Raw genomic sequence first — 16,678 nt, forward strand, 5'->3', positions numbered from 1 at the left:
GCCTACGCTCCGACTGAACATGTGCGGCATCGCGGGCATCCACGGGCTTGAAGGCATTACCGACCCGGAGGCCCTGGCCCATCGCATGACCGGCGCCATGGCCCACCGCGGCCCTGATGCCACCGGCGTGCTGAGGCGGGGCAACAGCGTGATCGGCCACAGGCGCCTCAGCATCATCGACCTCTCGGCCGGCAGCAACCAGCCCTTCGTGAGCACCGATGGCCGCTACGCCCTCGCCTTCAACGGCGAGATCTACAATTACCGAGAGCTGAGGAAGCAGCTCGATTGGGACTGGCGCACAGGCTCCGACACCGAGGTGCTGCTGGCAGCCTTCGCGCACTGGGGCTCCGATTGCCTTCACCGGCTGCATGGCATGTTCGCCTTCGCGGTGCACGATGCCGCGGGCGACGAGCTCTTCATCGCCCGCGACCGCATGGGCATCAAGCCGCTCTATTGGTACCGCGACGATCGCCATGTGCTCTTTGCGAGCGAGCTGCGTGCCCTGCTGGCCACCGGAATGGTGCCGCGCCGCCTCGACTCCGATGCGCTCGTTGATCACCTCCGCTACCAGACCGTTCACGCGCCCGCAACCATGGTGCAGGGGGTCCGCATGCTGGAGGCCGGTCATTGGTTGCGGATCAACGACCAAGAGGTGCGCTCCGGGCGATGGTATGACCTGGTCACCGCAGTGGACCGTTCCGCGGAGCGCTTGCCGATCGAGCAGGTGCGGAAAGAGGTGCGTGATCGGCTCTCTCGTGCAGTGGAGAAACGGCTCGTGAGCGATGTGCCCTTCGGCGCATTCCTCAGCGGCGGCATCGACAGCAGTGCGGTGGTAGGGCTCATGGCGCAGGCCAGCGCGCAGCCGGTCCACACCTTCTCGGTGGTCTTCGATGAAGAGGCCTTCAGCGAGGAGAAGTACGCGCGGATCGTCGCGATGAAGTTCCGCACCGAGCATACCGCGATCCGCGTGCAGCCGGCGGACATGCTTCGTCTGCTGCCCGATGCCCTCGCCGCCATGGACCATCCCAGCGCCGACGGCTCCAACACCTATTTGGTCTCGAAGGTGACCAAGGAGGCCGGCATCACCATGGCCCTGAGCGGACTGGGCGGCGATGAGGTCTTCGCCGGCTATCCGGTATTCACGCGCACGATCGCCTTGTGGAAGAAACGATGGGTGACGCAGTTCCCACGAGGGCTCAGGTCATTGGCCGCAACGGCCATTGCGCTTGCCCGCCCGGGCATCACCAGTGAGAAGCTCGGTGCGCTGCTTGGACTGGCTTCTTTCAGCGTCGATGACACCTTCCCGGTCTCCCGGCTCACCCGCACCGATTCCGAGCTGCGGCAACTGCTGAGGCGCGATGCCATGCCGGCCAATCGTGTGGCGAAGATGATGCACGCCCTGATCCGCGACGATGGCGGTCATGCATTGCCCTTGCTGAGCCAGGTGTCCTTGGGCGAACTGTCGACCTACCTGCAAAGCGTGCTCTTGCGCGATACGGACCAGATGAGCATGGCGCATGCGCTCGAGGTGCGCGTGCCCTTCCTTGATCATGAATTGGTGGAGTTCGTGCTCGGCGTGAGCGATGCGCAGAAGTACCCGCACACTCCGAAGCAGCTCTTGGTCGATTCGCTCGGCGACCTGTTGCCAGCGGAGATCGTGAACCGCCCCAAGATGGGCTTCACGCTTCCGTGGGAGCTCTGGATGCGCAACGAGCTTCGTGCATTCTGCGAAGCGCGGATCGCCTACCTCGAGCGCAGGCCCGAGTTCCGGAAAGGAGCCGTGGCGGGCCTATGGCGGCGTTTCCTGGCCGGTGACCAGCGCGTGAATTGGTCGCGGCTCTGGTCGCTGGTGGTCCTGGGCGATTGGCTCGAGCGGCACGGCATCGAATAGGCGTGTCATTCCATGCGAAGGCCGGGCTTTTGGCCCGGCCTTCGTATTCCGACGGGCAAGGCCCGCGGCTAAGCGCAATCAGAATTTCGCCCTCGACTTGCGGCCCACGCGCTTCCCGCCACGGATCCAGCTGTAGCGCTGGCGGTAGAAGTTGGATTGACCGCGCAGCACATAGCTGTACGTGAAGGTCATGGTCAGGTAGCTGTCGTTGTGCGTGGGATCGCCGCGGATGTTCTCGGGCTGGCCATTGGCTTGCAACGAGCCCCATCCATAGTTATTCGGGTCCGGCAGGGTGGGGTCAAGCGCGTAAGCGTAAGAGCTTTGGTCAGCCAGTTGAGCCGCATCGCCGGTAGCACCTCCCGGAAGCAAATCCGGATTCTTGTAGGTGGTGCTCACATCGTCGATGTAATCGGTGAAGGTGGTGCGCCAGCCGATATCGAAGCCGTAGCGGTGCCGGCGCTTCTTGGTGAAGTGCAAGCCGATCCCGGCCGGGATGCTAACGCCGATGCGCGAGTAGTCAACGAGCTCGGTGGTGAGGGGCTGCAGGTTGTAATAGGCACCCTCGCGGTTGATTTGCCCTTTCGGGTTGTGGTAGTACACGCCGACGCCCACGTATCCGAACAACCGGAAGTCAGTCTTGTAACGGCCCCGGCCTCCGACATCATTATCCTGGAAGATGGTGAACTCCGGGCGTAGGTACCATTCAATCAGGTCGTTGCGGAAGTTCAGGTTGCGGCCACGACGCGGGCGATAGCTCTCGGTGAGGGCATCCGCGCCCTGCAGGCGCATATACATCAAGCCGGTGCTGATGGAGAATGACCGGTTCAGCTTTCGCCGGGCGAAGCCTCCGATGGCCCAGCGCGTCTGGCTTAGCTTCATGTCCCAGATGAAATCGCGACGGGGCTGGTCCTTGCCGCCCATCTCGCCCAAGTAGTTAGCTCCGCCGATGTGGAAACCGATGTCCCAGGCATATTGGGCCCTTGACGTTGACAGGGCTGCCAGAGCGAGGAAGAGGAGCGGAAGTCGTAGCGTAGCAAGGCGCATGCGCAAGGCGTTGGGAGCGTGATGGATGACGCGCAAACTTAGGAAAGAACCGGCAACATGAACGATCTTCATCGGCAAGGCTTTTTCAACAGTCATTTCCATGTCTGCCCATTCGGGTGAGCCTAGATTTGCCGGCCTTTCGCAAAAGCACGATGAAGCCGCGCATCACCAGCCTTTTCCGCATCCGATACCCGTTGGTGCAAGCGGGCATGATCTGGTGCTCCGGCTGGCGACTGGCCTCGGCGGTGAGCAATGCCGGAGGGCTTGGCTTGATCGGTGCCGGGAGCATGTACCCGGAAGTGCTCCGGGAGCACATCCGCAAGTGCAAAGCCGCCACCGCCAAGCCCTTCGGAGTGAACGTGCCGATGCTCTATCCGGACATCGAGAAGCACATGGCCATCATCGCTGAAGAAGGGGTGCCCATCGTGTTCACCTCAGCCGGCAATCCGGCAACCTGGACCACATGGCTGAAAGAGCGGGGCATCAAGGTGGTGCATGTGGTGAGCAGCGTGAAGTTCGCTGTGAAGGCTGAGAAGGCCGGTGTTGATGCCGTGGTGGCCGAGGGCTTCGAGGCAGGCGGGCACAATGGCCGCGAGGAGACCACCACCATGGTGCTGGTGCCCATGGTGCGCGATGCGATTGGCCTGCCCTTGGTTGCGGCAGGAGGCATCTGCGATGGGCGGAGCATGCTGGCCGCCATGGCCTTGGGGGCTGAAGGTGTGCAGGTCGGAAGCCGATTCGTCTGCTCCGAGGAAAGTTCGGCGCATCAGGCGTTCAAGCAGCGCGTGGCTGATGCAGGTGAAGGCGACACGTTGCTCACGCTCAAGGAAATCACGCCCGTTAGGCTGCTGCGGAACGGTTTCTTCGAACAGGTTCAATCGGCTTACAAGCAGGGGGTTGGGTTCGAAGGATTGAAGCAATTGCTCGGGCGTGGTAGAGCGAAGAAGGGCATGTTCGAAGGTGATTTGTCTGAGGGCGAGTTGGAGATCGGCCAAGCAAGCGGCCGCTTCTCCGAGATCCTGCCTGCCGCAACCATATTAGGACGCATGTTGTCCGAATACGAACAGGCCCGTCAGCAATTGGCACCGATGCTTAACGGATGATGCAGCACTGGCAACAAGGCTCCCCGGCTGAGCGTCTTATAGCCGTGAACCAATTGCGGCCGCTGGTCATCGTCGGGATCCTGCTCATGGGCAGCCTCCTTCTGCTTCCTGAGGCCGTTGCCCAAGCACCCGATCCACCAGCGCCGCGCTGCGCTTCGGTGAACATCAGCGGCGATGTGAACCTCTCATGGTCCATTCCTCCGGACCCCAACGGCACTTGCGGGCAATACCAGATCTGGCACGCCAACTCGCCTTTGGGGCCATTCGCCTTGCTAGCGAATGTGGCCTGCGGGACGACCACCTATTTCCATGCAGGGGCAGGTGCCAATGCTGGCCCGCAGTTCTACTACATGGCTTCAGAGAGCAATGCGGTGCCGCCGGAGGTATCGGCCCCCAGCGACACCATCGCCACGCTCTTCCTGCAGGTCTTCCAGAGCACGCCATTGGGCAGCGCCAACCTCTCTTGGAATGCGCCATCGACCGCGAGCTCCGCAGCCACCGATTTCACCATCTGGCTCGAGCACCCGATCGGCATCTGGACGCAGATCGCCACGGTTCCCACCACCGCATTCGCCTATCAATGGGTGGTGGATATCTGCGAGGATTCGCTCACCTTCCGTGTGGGGCTAGCCGATGCCAACGGCTGCGTTTCTTTCAGCAACCGCGATGGCGAGGTGTTCCGGGACGTCACGCCCCCTTCGGTCCCGGTGATCCAAGCCGTGAGCGTGGATAGCACCAGCGGACTGAGCAACATTACCTGGGGGGCCAGCCCGGAGCCCGACACCGATGGCTACATCATCGTGTACAACGGAGCTGGCGGTGCGGTGATCATCGATACCGTCTTTGGGCAATTCAACAATAGCTACACCTGGCCAGACAGCTATCCGTTCGGCGGGCCGGAATCCTTCACCATCGCCTCGTTCGACACGTGCTTCTCGGGCACGCCGCCCAGCCCGAACACCAGCGCGACGGGAGCCTCGCACAGCACCATGTTCGCCCGTACCGAATACGACCGGTGCGCGGCCCGAACGCGGATCCTGTGGTCGCCATATGTGGGCTGGGCGCCGCAGAGCATCCAGATCCTGGCTCAATTCAATGGCGGTGCTTGGGCGGTGCTGGCCAACCTGCCGGGTGAGGCCACCAGCTACCAGCACGAGGTGCAGCCGGGCAACACCTATTGCTACATCGTGAAGGCCATCCAAGGACCAGGGCTACCCGGTTCGCTCAGCAACAAGACCTGCCGCTTCACGGAATACCCGCAACTGCCCGTCGGGAACTACATCCGCACGGTCACGGTCACCGCGCCGGATGCCATCACCGTGATAGACAGCGTGGACTTCAATGCGCAGGTTAGCGGTTACCGTCTGGAGCGCTCGGTGAATGGCGCGGCCTATGAGCAGGTGGCCGTGTTCCCGGCCACGGCAGGCCCGGTGATCACCTATACCGACGCGGGCGTGGACCCCTCGATCAACGGTTATCGCTACCGCATGCAGGTGCTCGACAGTTGCGGGCGGGCTTCGGTGGCCAGTAACCTCGGCGCGAACATCGTATTGAAAGCGGACCCTGGACTGGACGGCATCAACCGTCTCACTTGGAACGGGTACATCCAGTGGGCGGGCGCGGTGGCGGGGTACTTGGTCCATCGCAGTGTTGACGACGGGCCATTTGAGCCGATCGCCAACCTGCCGAGCGACCCTTGGGAATTCGCCGACGACGTGAACGCCTACGCTTCGGAAACGGGGAACTTCTGCTACTACGTGGAGGCCATCGAGGCCGGCAACCCCTCAGGCATCAATGCTAATTCATCCAGCAACATTGCCTGCGCTTTCCAGCAGGAACTGATTTACATCCCGAACGCCTTCATCGTGGGCAGCCCCATTGAGGCGAACCGCGAGATCAGGCCCATCATCGCATTCGGCGATGTGGCGGAATACCGCTTCCTGATCATCAATCGATGGAACCAAGTGATCTGGGAGACCGAGCAGGTCGAGGTAGGCTGGGATGGCGTGGTGGGCAGCCAGGTGATGCCTCAGGGCATGTATGCATACTACTGCAGTGTTCGCAACGGGGCGGGCCGCATGGTGGTGAAGCGCGGCACCGTGCTGCTCCTGCGCGACGAATGATCGACCTTCGGCGCACCGATCTACCTTTGTGCATGGAACGATCGGCAACCTCAGCGCCCGCAACGGGCGTTCGCCCGCTGCCAGCCAACGGCAAGCTGCCCCAAGACAAGTTCACCGGCGAGGGCCTCACCTACGACGATGTGCTCTTGGTGCCCGCGTACAGCGAGGTGCTGCCGCGCGACGTGGACGTCCGTTCGCACTTCTCACGCAATATCCGCCTCAATGTGCCCGTGGTCTCCGCCGCCATGGACACGGTGACCGGCGCTGAGCTGGCCATTGCCATCGCCCAGCAGGGTGGCATCGGCGTGATCCACAAGAACCAGCCTGTCGCCGAGCAGGCAGCCGAAGTGCGCCGCGTGAAGCGCAGCGAGAGCGGGATGATCCTCGACCCGGTGAAGCTCAGCCGCGTTGCGACCGTGGGCGATGCGCTGCGCTTGATGGCCGAGAATCGGATCGGCGGCATACCCGTGGTCGATGAGGCCAATCTCCTTGTCGGCATCGTCACCAACCGCGACCTGCGCTTCGAGAAGAAGATGGCCCGGCCCGTGGCAGAGGTGATGACTTCCGAGAACATCATCAAGGCCAAGCCGGATACCACCATGGCGCAAGCCGAGGACGTGCTTCAGAGCCACAAGATCGAGAAGCTGCCCGTTGTGGATCTCGCTGGCAAGCTCGTGGGCCTGATCACCTACAAGGATATCCTGAAATTGAAGCAGCATCCGCATGCGTGCAAGGACCGCTTGGGCAGATTGCGCGTGGCCGCCGCCATTGGCATCGCCGCCGACACCATGGACCGCGCGAAGGCGCTTGTTGATGCCGGGGTGGATGCACTGGTGATTGATACCGCCCACGGACACACCAAGGGGGTGATGAGCATGGTGAAGCAGGTGAAGGCTGCATTCCCCAGCGTCGATGTGGTGGCTGGCAACATCGCAACGGCGGAAGCCGCGCGCGCGCTGGTAGAGGCCGGCGCCGATGCGGTGAAGGTGGGCATTGGCCCAGGGAGCATCTGCACCACGCGCGTGATCGCCGGCGTGGGCGTGCCGCAGCTCTCAGCCGTGCTTGATTGTGCCAGCGCAATCGAGCACACCGGCGTTCCGGTCATCGCCGATGGCGGAATCCGCTACACCGGTGATATAGTGAAAGCCCTGGCCGCTGGTGCCGGTACCGTGATGGTGGGCAGCATGTTCGCGGGCGTGGAGGAGAGCCCCGGTGAGACGATCATCTATGAGGGGCGCCGCTTCAAGGCGTACCGTGGCATGGGCAGCATCGAGGCCATGCAGCAGGGCAGCAAGGACCGCTACTTCCAGGACATGGAGGACGACATCAAGAAGCTGGTGCCCGAAGGCATCTCTGGCCGGGTGCCATACAAAGGCAAGCTCGCCGAGGTGGTGCATCAACTCGTGGGCGGGCTGCGAGCGGGCATGGGCTATTGCGGTGCGCCGGACATGGCCGCCCTGAAGCATGCCCGGTTCATCCGCATCACCTCGGCCGGGGTGAAGGAGAGCCATCCGCACGACGTGTACATCACGCGGGAGGCCCCGAATTACAGTCATCTCTAGTTCGCGCGTCGAGCCTAACACGGAGCCCTTCAAAACTCTGTGTGAAGCCAACGTTAATTGTTGGTGAACTAAATGGTACCTTTGGGCGTACCAAGGGGCATCAATCCGTTCACCATGCGCTGCATCACCATCCTTTCAGCCTTGCTCTTGACCGCATCGCTATTCGGGCAGCGCACGGAGTTGCTCCAACAGGAGCGTTATCCTGATGGCACGTTGCAAGCCACGCGCTACCGGGAGGGCGACCGCATCCGTTTCATCACCTACCACGAGAACGGCCGGGTGAAGGAGATGGGCTGTTTCAGGAAAGGGCGGCGCGATGGTGCTTGGAAGCAATTCAGTGATTCGGGGGCCTTGCTGGCAGCGGCGACATTCCGGAACGGGCTGCGCCAAGGCGTATGGGAGTTCCGCAATGCGAGCAACACCGTGCTGTGCCGCTTGGTTTATAGCGAAGGCTTGATCCAGCGCGGTGAGCAGTTCGATGATTCGGGCGAGCTGGTGGCGATGCGCGAGTACTGAAACGGTTCTTGACCCAATGGATGAAGGCGCCACATCGGGCGCCTTCTTCGTTGCTGCTCAGCGATCCAGGAATTCCTTCGCGCCAGGATAGGTGAAGACTTTGTACATGAGTACGAGCACTGCGATGGTCTGCAAGAGCGAGGCTCCGTTGAGCAATGCTTCTGCATAGGGCCAATGCATGACCCTGATCGTGGCGCCGATGATGGTGAGGGCAAGGCCGAAGAGGAAGAGAACGATGGCCCCGCGCGCGGTCATGACCTGCGGAAGAGGTCCCCGACGTCCTCAAACGCCTTGAATTCAATCGCGTGCCCATCGGGGTCCTCGATGAACATGCTGCGCTGCTCGCCCACTTCGTCCTTCATCACCGTGCGCGGCTCGATGAAGAAGGGGTGGCCCAGCTTCTTGAGCTTGTCGCGCAGCTTCTTCCAGTCAGCCATGGTGAGCACGACGCCCCAGTGGTCGCTCGGCACATTCGATTCTGGATTGTAGATGCGCGCGGTCCGGTAGGTCACCGGGACTTCCTGGATGGTGAGCTGGTGGCCGAAGAAGTCGAAGTCCACCCAGGTCTTGGCGCTGCGCCCTTCTTTCAGGCCCAGGAACTTCCCGTAGAAGGCTTTGGCGCGTTTCAGGTCGGTGGTGGCGAAGGCCAGGTGGAAGGTTCCGGTCATGGTGGTGCGGATCGGTCCGAAAGTAAACAGGCCTTGGTTCCGGGTGGAGCCAAGGCCTGTTGTCAGCGCCACAAGGGGTGGCTGTCAATCATCGTCCTCTTCGTCTTCGTCATTTCCACCGGCATCTTCATCATCCTCATCATCGTCCTCATCATCGCCGTCCAGTTCATCATCCTCTTCGGAGTCGTCATCGCCGCCCAGATCGTCGGACCCTTCGGCGCCTTCGCTGTCAAGGCCCTCACCATCGGCATCGTCCGGGCCGGACGGGCTATCGCTGTCCTGATCCAGGAACTCATCGATCTCCGCGCGGCTCTCCGCGTTGATCTTGATCAGGTACATGGCTTCAGGCGTGCGCAGTTCGATCACGCGCAGCATCTCGCCTTTGGCGGTGGGGATGGTCTTGATGTGCGAGCTATCGATCCCGTCAGGATATTGTTCCTGCAAGGTCTCCTTGAGCTCGTCGGTCAAGGTGTTGAAGGAGCGGATCAGGCGCTGCATGGGTGCTTACATGTCGAGGACGTAGGCGAAGATCAGGGGCGCCACAATAGTAGCATCGCTCTCGATGATGTGCTTCGGGGTGTCGGTGTCGAGCTTTCCCCAGGTGATCTTCTCGTTGGGCACGGCCCCGCTGTAGCTGCCGTAGCTGGTGGTGCTGTCGCTGATCTGGCAGAAGTAGCTCCAGAAGGGGATGTGCTCGCGCTGCAGGTCCTGATGCAGCATGGGCACCACGCAGATGGGGAAATCGCCGGCGATGCCCCCGCCGATCTGGAAGAAACCGATGCCGTCCGTGCCGCAATTGGCCGTGTACCATTCGGCCAGGAACATCATGTACTCGATCCCGCTCTTCATCATCTGCGGCTTGCAATCACCGGTCAGGCAATGGCCGGCGAAGATGTTGCCCAAGGTGCTGTCCTCCCAGCCGGGGCAGATGATGGGCAGGTTGCGTTCAGCAGCCGCCACCATCCAGCTGTCCTTCGGGTCGATCTGGTAGTACTGCTGGAGCACGCCGCTCTTGATCATGGCGTAGAAGTACTCGTGCGGGAAGCGGCGGTTGCCGCTCTTGTCGTCGGCGGTCCATAGGTCGAGCACGTGCTTCTCGAGCCGGCGGAAGGCCTCATGCTCGGGGATGCAGGTGTCCGTGACGCGGTTCATGCCGCGGTCGAGCAAGGCGCGCTCCTGCTCCGGGGTGAGGTCGCGGTAATTGGGGATGCGCTCGTAGTGGTCGTGCGCCACCAGGTTCATCACATCCTCCTCGAGGTTCGCGCCGGTGCAGCTTATGATGTCGACCTTGCCCTGGCGGATCATCTCCGCGAGGATCTTGCCCAACTCGCCGGTGCTCATGGCGCCTGCGAGGGTGATCATCATCTTCCGGCCCTTGCCCAGGTGCTCCTTGTAGCCCTTGGCGGCATCCACCAGCGCGGCGGCATTGAAGTGCAGGAAGTGCTTCTCGATGAAGGCCGAAACGGGCCGGTGCTCAGCGGCGCCCGCCGCCAGGGTTGGGGCGGGCTTGGCGAGTGGCTGCGTGCTCATGTGATTCGCGTGGCGGTATTGAAGGGGCCGAAGATAGAAGCGCGGATGTTCGGCAAAAGCGCCGCCATCACCCGATCGCGCGCGCACCGGTTAGCTTCGCCGCATGGCCTTCCACCTGGCCCGGCTGCATGCGCTCAACTTCCGCAACCATCACGATGCGGAGGCCGAGCTCTGCCCCGAGGTGAACTGCTTCACCGGGCCCAACGGCACGGGCAAGACCAACCTGCTCGACGCGGTGCATTACCTCGCGCTGGGCAAAGGCTACCTCGAATCGCAGGACCAGCACAACGTGCGGCATGGCGAGGAACTCTTCGTGGTGCAGGGCATCATGCGCGGCGATGACGGCGACGACACCGTGCTCTGCAGTGTGCGGCGCGGCATGCGCAAGGTGCTCAGCCGCAACCGCAAGGAGTACGACCGCCTCGCCGACCATGTAGGCCGCTACCCGGTGGTGATGATCACGCCGTACGACGGCCAGCTGATCCTCGATGGCAGCGAGTCGAGGCGCCGCTTCATCGACGGCCTCATCGCGCAATTCGACAAGGCCTTCCTCGAGGCGCTCATCCGCTACAACCGTGCCCTCACCCAGCGCAATGCGCTGCTCAAGCGGGCGGCCGAGCGCGGCGGCATCGCGTCATCGGCCTTCGAGCCTTGGAACGAGCAGCTGTGCGGCCTCGGCGCTTCCATCCACACGGCGCGCAGCGCCTTCATCGCGGAGCTCGCGCCCTTGCTGCAGCAGCATTATGCGGCCATCAGTTCCGGGCCCGAAGAGGTCGCGCTGCATTACCGGTCGCCGCTGAACGATGCGCCCATGAACGAGCTGATCGCCGCCAGTTGGGACAGGGACCGCGCCGCGCAGCACACCACAACGGGCATCCATAAGGACGACCTGGCCTTCTCCCTCAGCGGCCAGCCGCTCAAGCGCTTCGGCTCGCAGGGCCAGCAGAAGACCTACCTCATCGCCCTCAAGCTCGCGCAATTCGAGCTCACCGCACGGCGCGCCGGACAGCGCCCCATCCTATTGCTCGACGACATCTTCGACAAGATCGATCCGCAGCGCATGCGCCACCTGCTGCAGCTGCTCAGCGATCACCGCTTCGGGCAGGTGCTCATCACCGATACCGATCCGCATCGCCTGCACGCCGCGCTCGACGGCCTCGACCTCGAGACCCGCTTCTTCCACCTCACCCACGAAGGCATCCACCGTGAAGCGCCGCAACGAGCAATCGCTGGCTGAGGCCATCGGCCACCTGGTCGATGGCACCGGCATGCGTGAGCGCCTCGATGAGGCCGCCATCACGGAGGCATGGCCCGAGGTTGCGGGCGCCATGGTGGCCCGGCATACCACCGCCATCCGCTTGCGCAAGGCCATCCTGCGCATCAGTGTCGACAGCGCCCCGCTGCGGCACGAGCTCAGCTACCTGCGGGCCGACATCCTCGCGCGGCTCAACGAGCGGGCAGGGCGCGAAGTGGTGAAGGAGGTGGTGGTGCAATGAGGCGGCGCGCTTGCGCTGAACAAGGAGTGTCCTTGGGTGCGTTCAAAGGATGAACTGGCTTCAATTGAAAGCCGGTTCATACCCGGTTGATTCAATGTGGGCAACTCGACGCCGCCTGTGAGTGCTGTTTCTGTGGCTGAGCCAATAGCTTCGTACTCCATGCAGGCAAGGCCATGAGCAAGTCCAATTCGAAACACTTTGCCGCTGGGCCGCTGGGCCGCTGAAAAGCAAGCCCCAAGTTCGTACGCATCAGTTCGTGCGGAGCAATCGCGCGCTCCCTTCTTGCGCACCGCTCCGTGTTCATGCGTGCAGCGCGTGCCAACGGTTGCAACTGCTTGCCACCAATACCTGTTGATTCCATGAAGCCCTTGCTTGTCATCACCCTCGTTGGACTGCTCGCGGTGCTCGTTGCGGGCAAGCGCGAACAAGGCATTGCACTCGCTGCATCCGCCCCGACGGACCTTCGCGAAGTATCCGCACCGGTTAGCGCCACGCGTGCGGTCCCAACGTCAACGAAACTTTGCGACAGTACGGCCCAAGGAATCGGGACGGGCTTTTCCGGGGTGGGCCGATTCGATTATTTCCCGCATCCCAAGCCCGGCCCCTTCGAGCTCTTGCAGTTGGTGGAGGAGCCGCCCCAAGCTCTCGGCTACCGCCCTTGGCAGCGGACCTCGATTTCCTATGGGGTGTACGCCGAGCCAATGACCAATTCCAAGGCCGTTGCGGAGAGCGCGATCGACCGGTTTGTGCGGTGGACCGATGAGCAGGACCCAGGTTTTGGACAGGCTAATGCAGCGGAAGTACTCGCGCCATTGGACAGCGCCGAGGCCCAGCGCCTGCTGTACAGGATGGCCCTCGTCGTGGATGGATTCTCCAGCGATTCCCTCGTGCAAACGGACACCATTGCAACAGCGCCATGAGCACATTGCGCCAACAACAAGCAATCGGCAGGCGCGCCGCCTTCCTCAGGCAGCGCTTGCGACGGCCCCGGCCCGATGCGCTACGCAAAGGGCTGGGGTAAGCTCGACACGCGCTGCTCTTGCTAGCCAGGCAGCGCACGCCCACCGATGGCGGTCTATCTTTCGGATGCCACGCCGCAACCCGCGCCGGACGATGGCATTAGCGCAAGCGGAAGAGACCGGACAGTGAGAAAGGAACAACACGAACAGAACCCGCCTGCGCCCCAGCAACGGCGGAATTGAAACGAACGACGATGCTTCCAACTGCGATGAACAACAGGTGGTGCCGCTTGACACTCAAGTTAGGTGCGCACTGCCTGTTGTTCGTTGCTGCTCCGCGCTGCGCAGCGCAGAACCTGGTGCCGAATCATTCTTTTGAAGAACGCGACTCATGCCTGGAGGTGAACACCGCCTACACCGTGGAAACGGGACCATTGGGCTGGTTCTCGGCAGGAGGTACTGGCGATTACTTCCTGAGTTGTATTCCGTACGGGGGCTTCAATGGGGTGCCGCTAAGCTCATGGGCTTTCCAGTACCCGCAGGATGGTGAATGCTACCTGGGGGTGATTACCTACATTCAAAGTACAGGCATTCGCGAGTACTTCATGATCCAGCTTGCGCAACCCTTAGTGCCGGGGCAGATGTATTACGCCAGCTTCTACGCCAGCCCAACGTGGGGTGGACCACAACCTCAGATGTACCTTGCCAGTAGTCACATCGGCATGCTGTTCACCACACAACCAAGGCATTGGAGCAATGCTGATCCCTGGCCCACCGGGGGGAATTTTGCGCATGTGTATCATCCATGGCTCATCACCGATACCGTGGGCTGGACCTTGGTGAGTGGCAGCTTCGTGGCTGATAGCGCTTACCAGTACCTGATGATCGGGAACCATTTCGACAATGCCATGACGGACACGTTGCATTTCGCGGATTTTCCTTGGGACCCTAGAGCACACACCTTGATTGACAACGTTTGCGTAACGGCGGATTCCAAGGGGTGCCCCTTGGCGCTGGGCGTAGAAGAGCCAGGTATGGATGCAGTGGTGCTATTCCCCAATCCGGCGAGCACGGAGATCGCGTTGAGCGGCGTGCCACTAGGGAGTAGGATCCGCATCCATGATGCGTTGGGGCGGCTGGTTTTGAATGAAGTGGACGTGGGTGGCAATTGGCGGAAGAACGTGCTGCCATGGGCAAGAGGCACCTATGTGCTGCGCTTGGAGCGACAGGGGAGGCTTCGTTCGTTCAAGTTCGTGTTGATCGAGTAGAGGAAGTCCGCCTACTCGCGCCTTGGTGGGCTATGGCGGACGAAGTCCGGTCTTCGGAAGTCAACAAACCAACAGAACCGAAGATCATGAAACAGACAGTTCTAAGGCCATGTAACATGGCCGTTTGCGTGCTTGCAATGCTGACAATGCGCGCACAAGTTTCAACGCCATTCAACAACGGCGGCGCTGGCGATTTCGTTGGCTGGGACGCCACCATGACCACCGACCCGTTGGAGATCAAGCACGAGGCCAACCAGCCGATCTTCATGCACACAGACAACGTCTGGCGCCTGTGGATGAACGAGACGGCCACCTACGGCATGCTGGGGGGGTATAACAATGTGCCAGCACCGGGCTTCACGCTGTTGGGCGAGAACGTTTCGAACTTCAGGACCAACGGCGGGCCAGGCGCTTTCACCTTGCTGCACCTGGCCGGTGACGATGACAACGCCCAAGCCGCCAGTTACCGCGACTGGATGCGCACAGGCATTACCCTCACGGGCAATGCCGATCACCAATACATCGGGCAGAAGGGCAGGACGCTCGATGAGACCGACCTGATCATCCACTGGAGCGACAACCCCGGCGAGTTCCTCAAGGACCGCATGCGCTTCCTCTTCACCAGCGGGCATAACTCCAGTGCCACCAGCGGTGCCGAGAGCCAAGAGGGCCTGGAGTTCATGCGCATGTTCCCGCTGCGGGTGGATGAGCCGCACATCGGCGTGGGCGATTTCTTCGCGGCGAACCTGGTCGATGCCAACATCACCGAGCCAACCGAGCGCATGGACATGGTGAACGGTCGGCTGCGCATCCGCGACCTGCCCGAATCAACCGGCGAAGCCACCGGCGCTTACAAGGTGATGGTGGTGGACGATACGGCCTACCCCAGCGATGAGCGCGGCGTGGTGAAGTGGGCCACCTTGCCCACGCCGCCAGCCGGAGACGATTGCGATTGGGAATTGGATGAAGCGACCAACCGCCTTTGGACCGCAACCGCTGCGATTGGAACGAACGATGATTGCCCTGAGAAGGACTGGCTGGTGGGCATCGGCACTTCCTCGATGGCGTACAAACTGGATATCGAGCACGACGGCAGCTCGGATCCAATATCCGGCGGCTTGCGTGTGAAGTACACGACAGGTCAGAGCGGTTGGACCTATGGCGTGAAGTCGGAACTCGTGCCATCATCTGGCGGCTCCATGCAGTATGCCGCAGGAGTGCAAGGCTCTGTATCCAAAGCAACGCAGGAGGGTTGGGGCGTGCGCGGCACAGCGGAAGCGGATGCATCGACAACCACGGTTGTCGGTGGGGTCGAAGGCCATGCGCTGACAACTGCGGGTACAGTGACTTCGGCGTTCGGGCAGAAGGGCAAGGTGAGCCTGGGAAGTGGGGCCACCACCACGGAGGCTATAGGGCTATACGGCCTCATCGAAGGAGGTGGCACTGCGACAACCACCTACGGGGTTTACGGCTACGGCGTGCAAGGCACAACGAGCACCTATGGTGCTTACCTGTGGGGCAATGGCCCTTCGAACGCCAATGTGTACGGCGTATATGGGCGTGCAACTGGTGGTGCCAATGGTGTTAAGTACAGCGTGTACGGTGAGTCCGCAGGTGGCGGCGCGAACGATTGGGCCATTTACTCCGCAGGCAGAACGTTCACTCCAGGGGGATTGTGGACTGCGTCTGATCAATCTTTGAAAGAAGAGGTTGGTGTACTCGATTCTAACACAGCGAGTACTCTGCTCGACGACATTGGGCTGCATCAGTTTCAATTCATCGCCGCAGCTTGCCCGCAGTTAGACTTTCCCGAAGGTGTGCAGTTAGGCGTCTACGCTCAAGAGCTTGAGCAGATTCTGCCGCAGCTCGTTACCCAGGTGGTGCAGCCAGCTGCACTAGACTCATCGGGAATTGAAGTTCATCCACCGGTTACATTCAAGGCGGTCAACTACGAGGGCTTGATTCCTTACCTGATCGCAGGCCATCAGGCCCAAAGCGAAGCAATCACGTCTCTGCAGACTACAGTCACCCAACTGCAACAACAACTCGCCGCCTGCTGCGCCAACCCTGACGGCATCGACCAACGCTCCGGCTCCGCTGTGGATGACGAGAAACTCACCCCCGCCCAAGAGCGCACCCTGCCTGCCGAAGGCACGGTGCTCCGCATCGCGCCAAACCCCTTCACGGATCGCACCACATTGTTCTGCACCTTGGAGCGCGCGGGCCGCATGCAGTTGCTGGCCAACAGCGCCGATGGCCGCAGCCTGCTGGTGCTAAGCGAGGGCCAGCGCGAGGCCGGTGAGTTCCAATTCGAGTGGAGCACCGAAAACCTGGCGCCCGGCGTGTACTACATCACCCTCTTGCTCGATGGCGAGCCGGTGGTGAAGCGCGTGGTGAAGGTGGGGCGGTAGTCAGTTAGTCCCTTGGATTACCTCACACCCCAGCGCCCTGCGCGCCGGAATGAGCTTCACGACAATAGCGCAAGGGTGCGAGAGCCATGCTCTAGCACCCTTGCATT

General features: G+C 61.8%; 15 protein-coding genes. 10 read left to right on the plus strand and 5 right to left on the minus strand.

The window, feature by feature from the left end; translation table 11 throughout:
- Positions 1 to 19: 19 nt before the first annotated feature.
- Positions 20 to 1,891: an asparagine synthase (glutamine-hydrolyzing) gene (gene asnB, locus IPM12_09745; GenBank protein MBK9148080.1), complete on the plus strand. Its 1,872-nt coding sequence runs from the start codon at positions 20 to 22 to the stop codon at positions 1,889 to 1,891.
- A 78-nt stretch (positions 1,892 to 1,969) separates the two neighbouring features.
- Here the strand turns inward: asnB and IPM12_09750 are convergent, their stop codons facing one another.
- The gene (locus tag IPM12_09750) at positions 1,970 to 2,935 is read right to left on the minus strand and encodes an outer membrane beta-barrel protein (GenBank protein MBK9148081.1); all 966 of its coding nucleotides are present in this window, start codon (positions 2,933 to 2,935) and stop codon (positions 1,970 to 1,972) included.
- A 152-nt stretch (positions 2,936 to 3,087) separates the two neighbouring features.
- On the opposite strand from IPM12_09750, the gene IPM12_09755 reads away from it, so the two are divergent.
- The 4 genes from IPM12_09755 to IPM12_09770 all read left to right on the plus strand — a co-directional run bounded on the left by IPM12_09755 (position 3,088) and on the right by IPM12_09770 (position 8,239).
- Positions 3,088 to 4,038, plus strand: a complete 951-nt coding sequence (locus IPM12_09755; protein MBK9148082.1) for a nitronate monooxygenase — start codon at positions 3,088 to 3,090, stop codon at positions 4,036 to 4,038.
- Between the two features lie 44 nt (positions 4,039 to 4,082).
- Positions 4,083 to 6,161 carry a gliding motility-associated C-terminal domain-containing protein gene (locus IPM12_09760; protein MBK9148083.1) on the plus strand — a complete coding sequence of 693 codons (2,079 nt, stop codon included), beginning with the start codon at positions 4,083 to 4,085 and terminating at the stop codon, positions 6,159 to 6,161.
- A 32-nt stretch (positions 6,162 to 6,193) separates the two neighbouring features.
- Positions 6,194 to 7,723 (plus strand): IMP dehydrogenase, encoded by a 1,530-nt coding sequence (guaB, locus tag IPM12_09765; protein ID MBK9148084.1) that lies wholly within the window; start codon positions 6,194 to 6,196, stop codon positions 7,721 to 7,723.
- 114 nt (positions 7,724 to 7,837) lie between these two features.
- Complete coding sequence (locus IPM12_09770) at positions 7,838 to 8,239, plus strand: hypothetical protein (GenBank protein ID MBK9148085.1); 402 nt, start codon at positions 7,838 to 7,840, stop codon at positions 8,237 to 8,239.
- A 57-nt stretch (positions 8,240 to 8,296) separates the two neighbouring features.
- Here IPM12_09770 and IPM12_09775 read toward each other — a convergent pair whose 3' ends face one another.
- The 4 genes from IPM12_09775 to IPM12_09790 form a co-directional block, all read right to left on the minus strand.
- Entirely contained in the window at positions 8,297 to 8,494 is a 198-nt protein-coding gene (locus IPM12_09775) for a hypothetical protein (protein ID MBK9148086.1), read from the minus strand.
- Complete coding sequence (locus IPM12_09780; protein ID MBK9148087.1) at positions 8,491 to 8,907, minus strand: VOC family protein; 417 nt, start codon at positions 8,905 to 8,907, stop codon at positions 8,491 to 8,493. Before IPM12_09780 ends, IPM12_09775 begins: the two co-directional genes overlap by 4 nt.
- Before the next feature lie 84 nt (positions 8,908 to 8,991).
- The gene (locus tag IPM12_09785; protein ID MBK9148088.1) at positions 8,992 to 9,405 is read right to left on the minus strand and encodes a hypothetical protein; all 414 of its coding nucleotides are present in this window, start codon (positions 9,403 to 9,405) and stop codon (positions 8,992 to 8,994) included.
- 6 nt (positions 9,406 to 9,411) lie between these two features.
- The gene (locus IPM12_09790; protein MBK9148089.1) at positions 9,412 to 10,437 is read right to left on the minus strand and encodes a deoxyhypusine synthase family protein; all 1,026 of its coding nucleotides are present in this window, start codon (positions 10,435 to 10,437) and stop codon (positions 9,412 to 9,414) included.
- A 103-nt stretch (positions 10,438 to 10,540) separates the two neighbouring features.
- Here IPM12_09790 and IPM12_09795 point away from each other — a divergent pair, with 103 nt between their 5' ends.
- From IPM12_09795 to IPM12_09815, 5 genes are all read left to right on the plus strand, one after another.
- On the plus strand, positions 10,541 to 11,674 hold the full coding sequence (locus IPM12_09795) for a DNA replication/repair protein RecF (GenBank protein ID MBK9148090.1): 1,134 nt from the start codon (positions 10,541 to 10,543) through the stop codon (positions 11,672 to 11,674).
- Positions 11,643 to 11,933 (plus strand): DUF721 domain-containing protein, encoded by a 291-nt coding sequence (locus IPM12_09800; protein ID MBK9148091.1) that lies wholly within the window; start codon positions 11,643 to 11,645, stop codon positions 11,931 to 11,933. The genes IPM12_09795 and IPM12_09800 overlap by 32 nt, the downstream gene beginning before the upstream one ends.
- 359 nt (positions 11,934 to 12,292) lie before the next feature.
- Complete coding sequence (locus IPM12_09805; protein MBK9148092.1) at positions 12,293 to 12,853, plus strand: hypothetical protein; 561 nt, start codon at positions 12,293 to 12,295, stop codon at positions 12,851 to 12,853.
- Positions 12,854 to 13,182: 329 nt separating this feature from the next.
- A complete protein-coding gene (locus IPM12_09810) occupies positions 13,183 to 14,160 on the plus strand; it encodes a T9SS type A sorting domain-containing protein (protein MBK9148093.1) in 978 nt (325 codons plus the stop codon).
- Positions 14,161 to 14,306: 146 nt separating this feature from the next.
- Positions 14,307 to 16,571 (plus strand): tail fiber domain-containing protein, encoded by a 2,265-nt coding sequence (locus IPM12_09815; protein ID MBK9148094.1) that lies wholly within the window; start codon positions 14,307 to 14,309, stop codon positions 16,569 to 16,571.
- Positions 16,572 to 16,678 lie beyond the last annotated feature (107 nt).

It is taken from the genome of Flavobacteriales bacterium (assembly GCA_016716605.1).
Taxonomy (GTDB): Bacteria; Bacteroidota; Bacteroidia; order Flavobacteriales_F; family PHOS-HE28; genus PHOS-HE28.

Coding starts and splice junctions, on each gene's coding strand:
- IPM12_09815 (MBK9148094.1), top strand. CDS start 14,307: ATGCGCGCACAAGTTTCAACGCCATTCAACAACGGCGGCGCTGGCGAT.
- IPM12_09785 (MBK9148088.1), bottom strand. CDS start 9,405: ATGCAGCGCCTGATCCGCTCCTTCAACACCTTGACCGACGAGCTCAAG.
- IPM12_09805 (MBK9148092.1), top strand. CDS start 12,293: ATGAAGCCCTTGCTTGTCATCACCCTCGTTGGACTGCTCGCGGTGCTC.
- IPM12_09755 (MBK9148082.1), top strand. CDS start 3,088: ATGAAGCCGCGCATCACCAGCCTTTTCCGCATCCGATACCCGTTGGTG.
- IPM12_09775 (MBK9148086.1), bottom strand. CDS start 8,494: ATGACCGCGCGCGGGGCCATCGTTCTCTTCCTCTTCGGCCTTGCCCTC.
- guaB (MBK9148084.1), top strand. CDS start 6,194: ATGGAACGATCGGCAACCTCAGCGCCCGCAACGGGCGTTCGCCCGCTG.
- IPM12_09795 (MBK9148090.1), top strand. CDS start 10,541: ATGGCCTTCCACCTGGCCCGGCTGCATGCGCTCAACTTCCGCAACCAT.
- asnB (MBK9148080.1), top strand. CDS start 20: ATGTGCGGCATCGCGGGCATCCACGGGCTTGAAGGCATTACCGACCCG.
- IPM12_09770 (MBK9148085.1), top strand. CDS start 7,838: ATGCGCTGCATCACCATCCTTTCAGCCTTGCTCTTGACCGCATCGCTA.
- IPM12_09780 (MBK9148087.1), bottom strand. CDS start 8,907: ATGACCGGAACCTTCCACCTGGCCTTCGCCACCACCGACCTGAAACGC.
- IPM12_09750 (MBK9148081.1), bottom strand. CDS start 2,935: ATGCGCCTTGCTACGCTACGACTTCCGCTCCTCTTCCTCGCTCTGGCA.
- IPM12_09790 (MBK9148089.1), bottom strand. CDS start 10,437: ATGAGCACGCAGCCACTCGCCAAGCCCGCCCCAACCCTGGCGGCGGGC.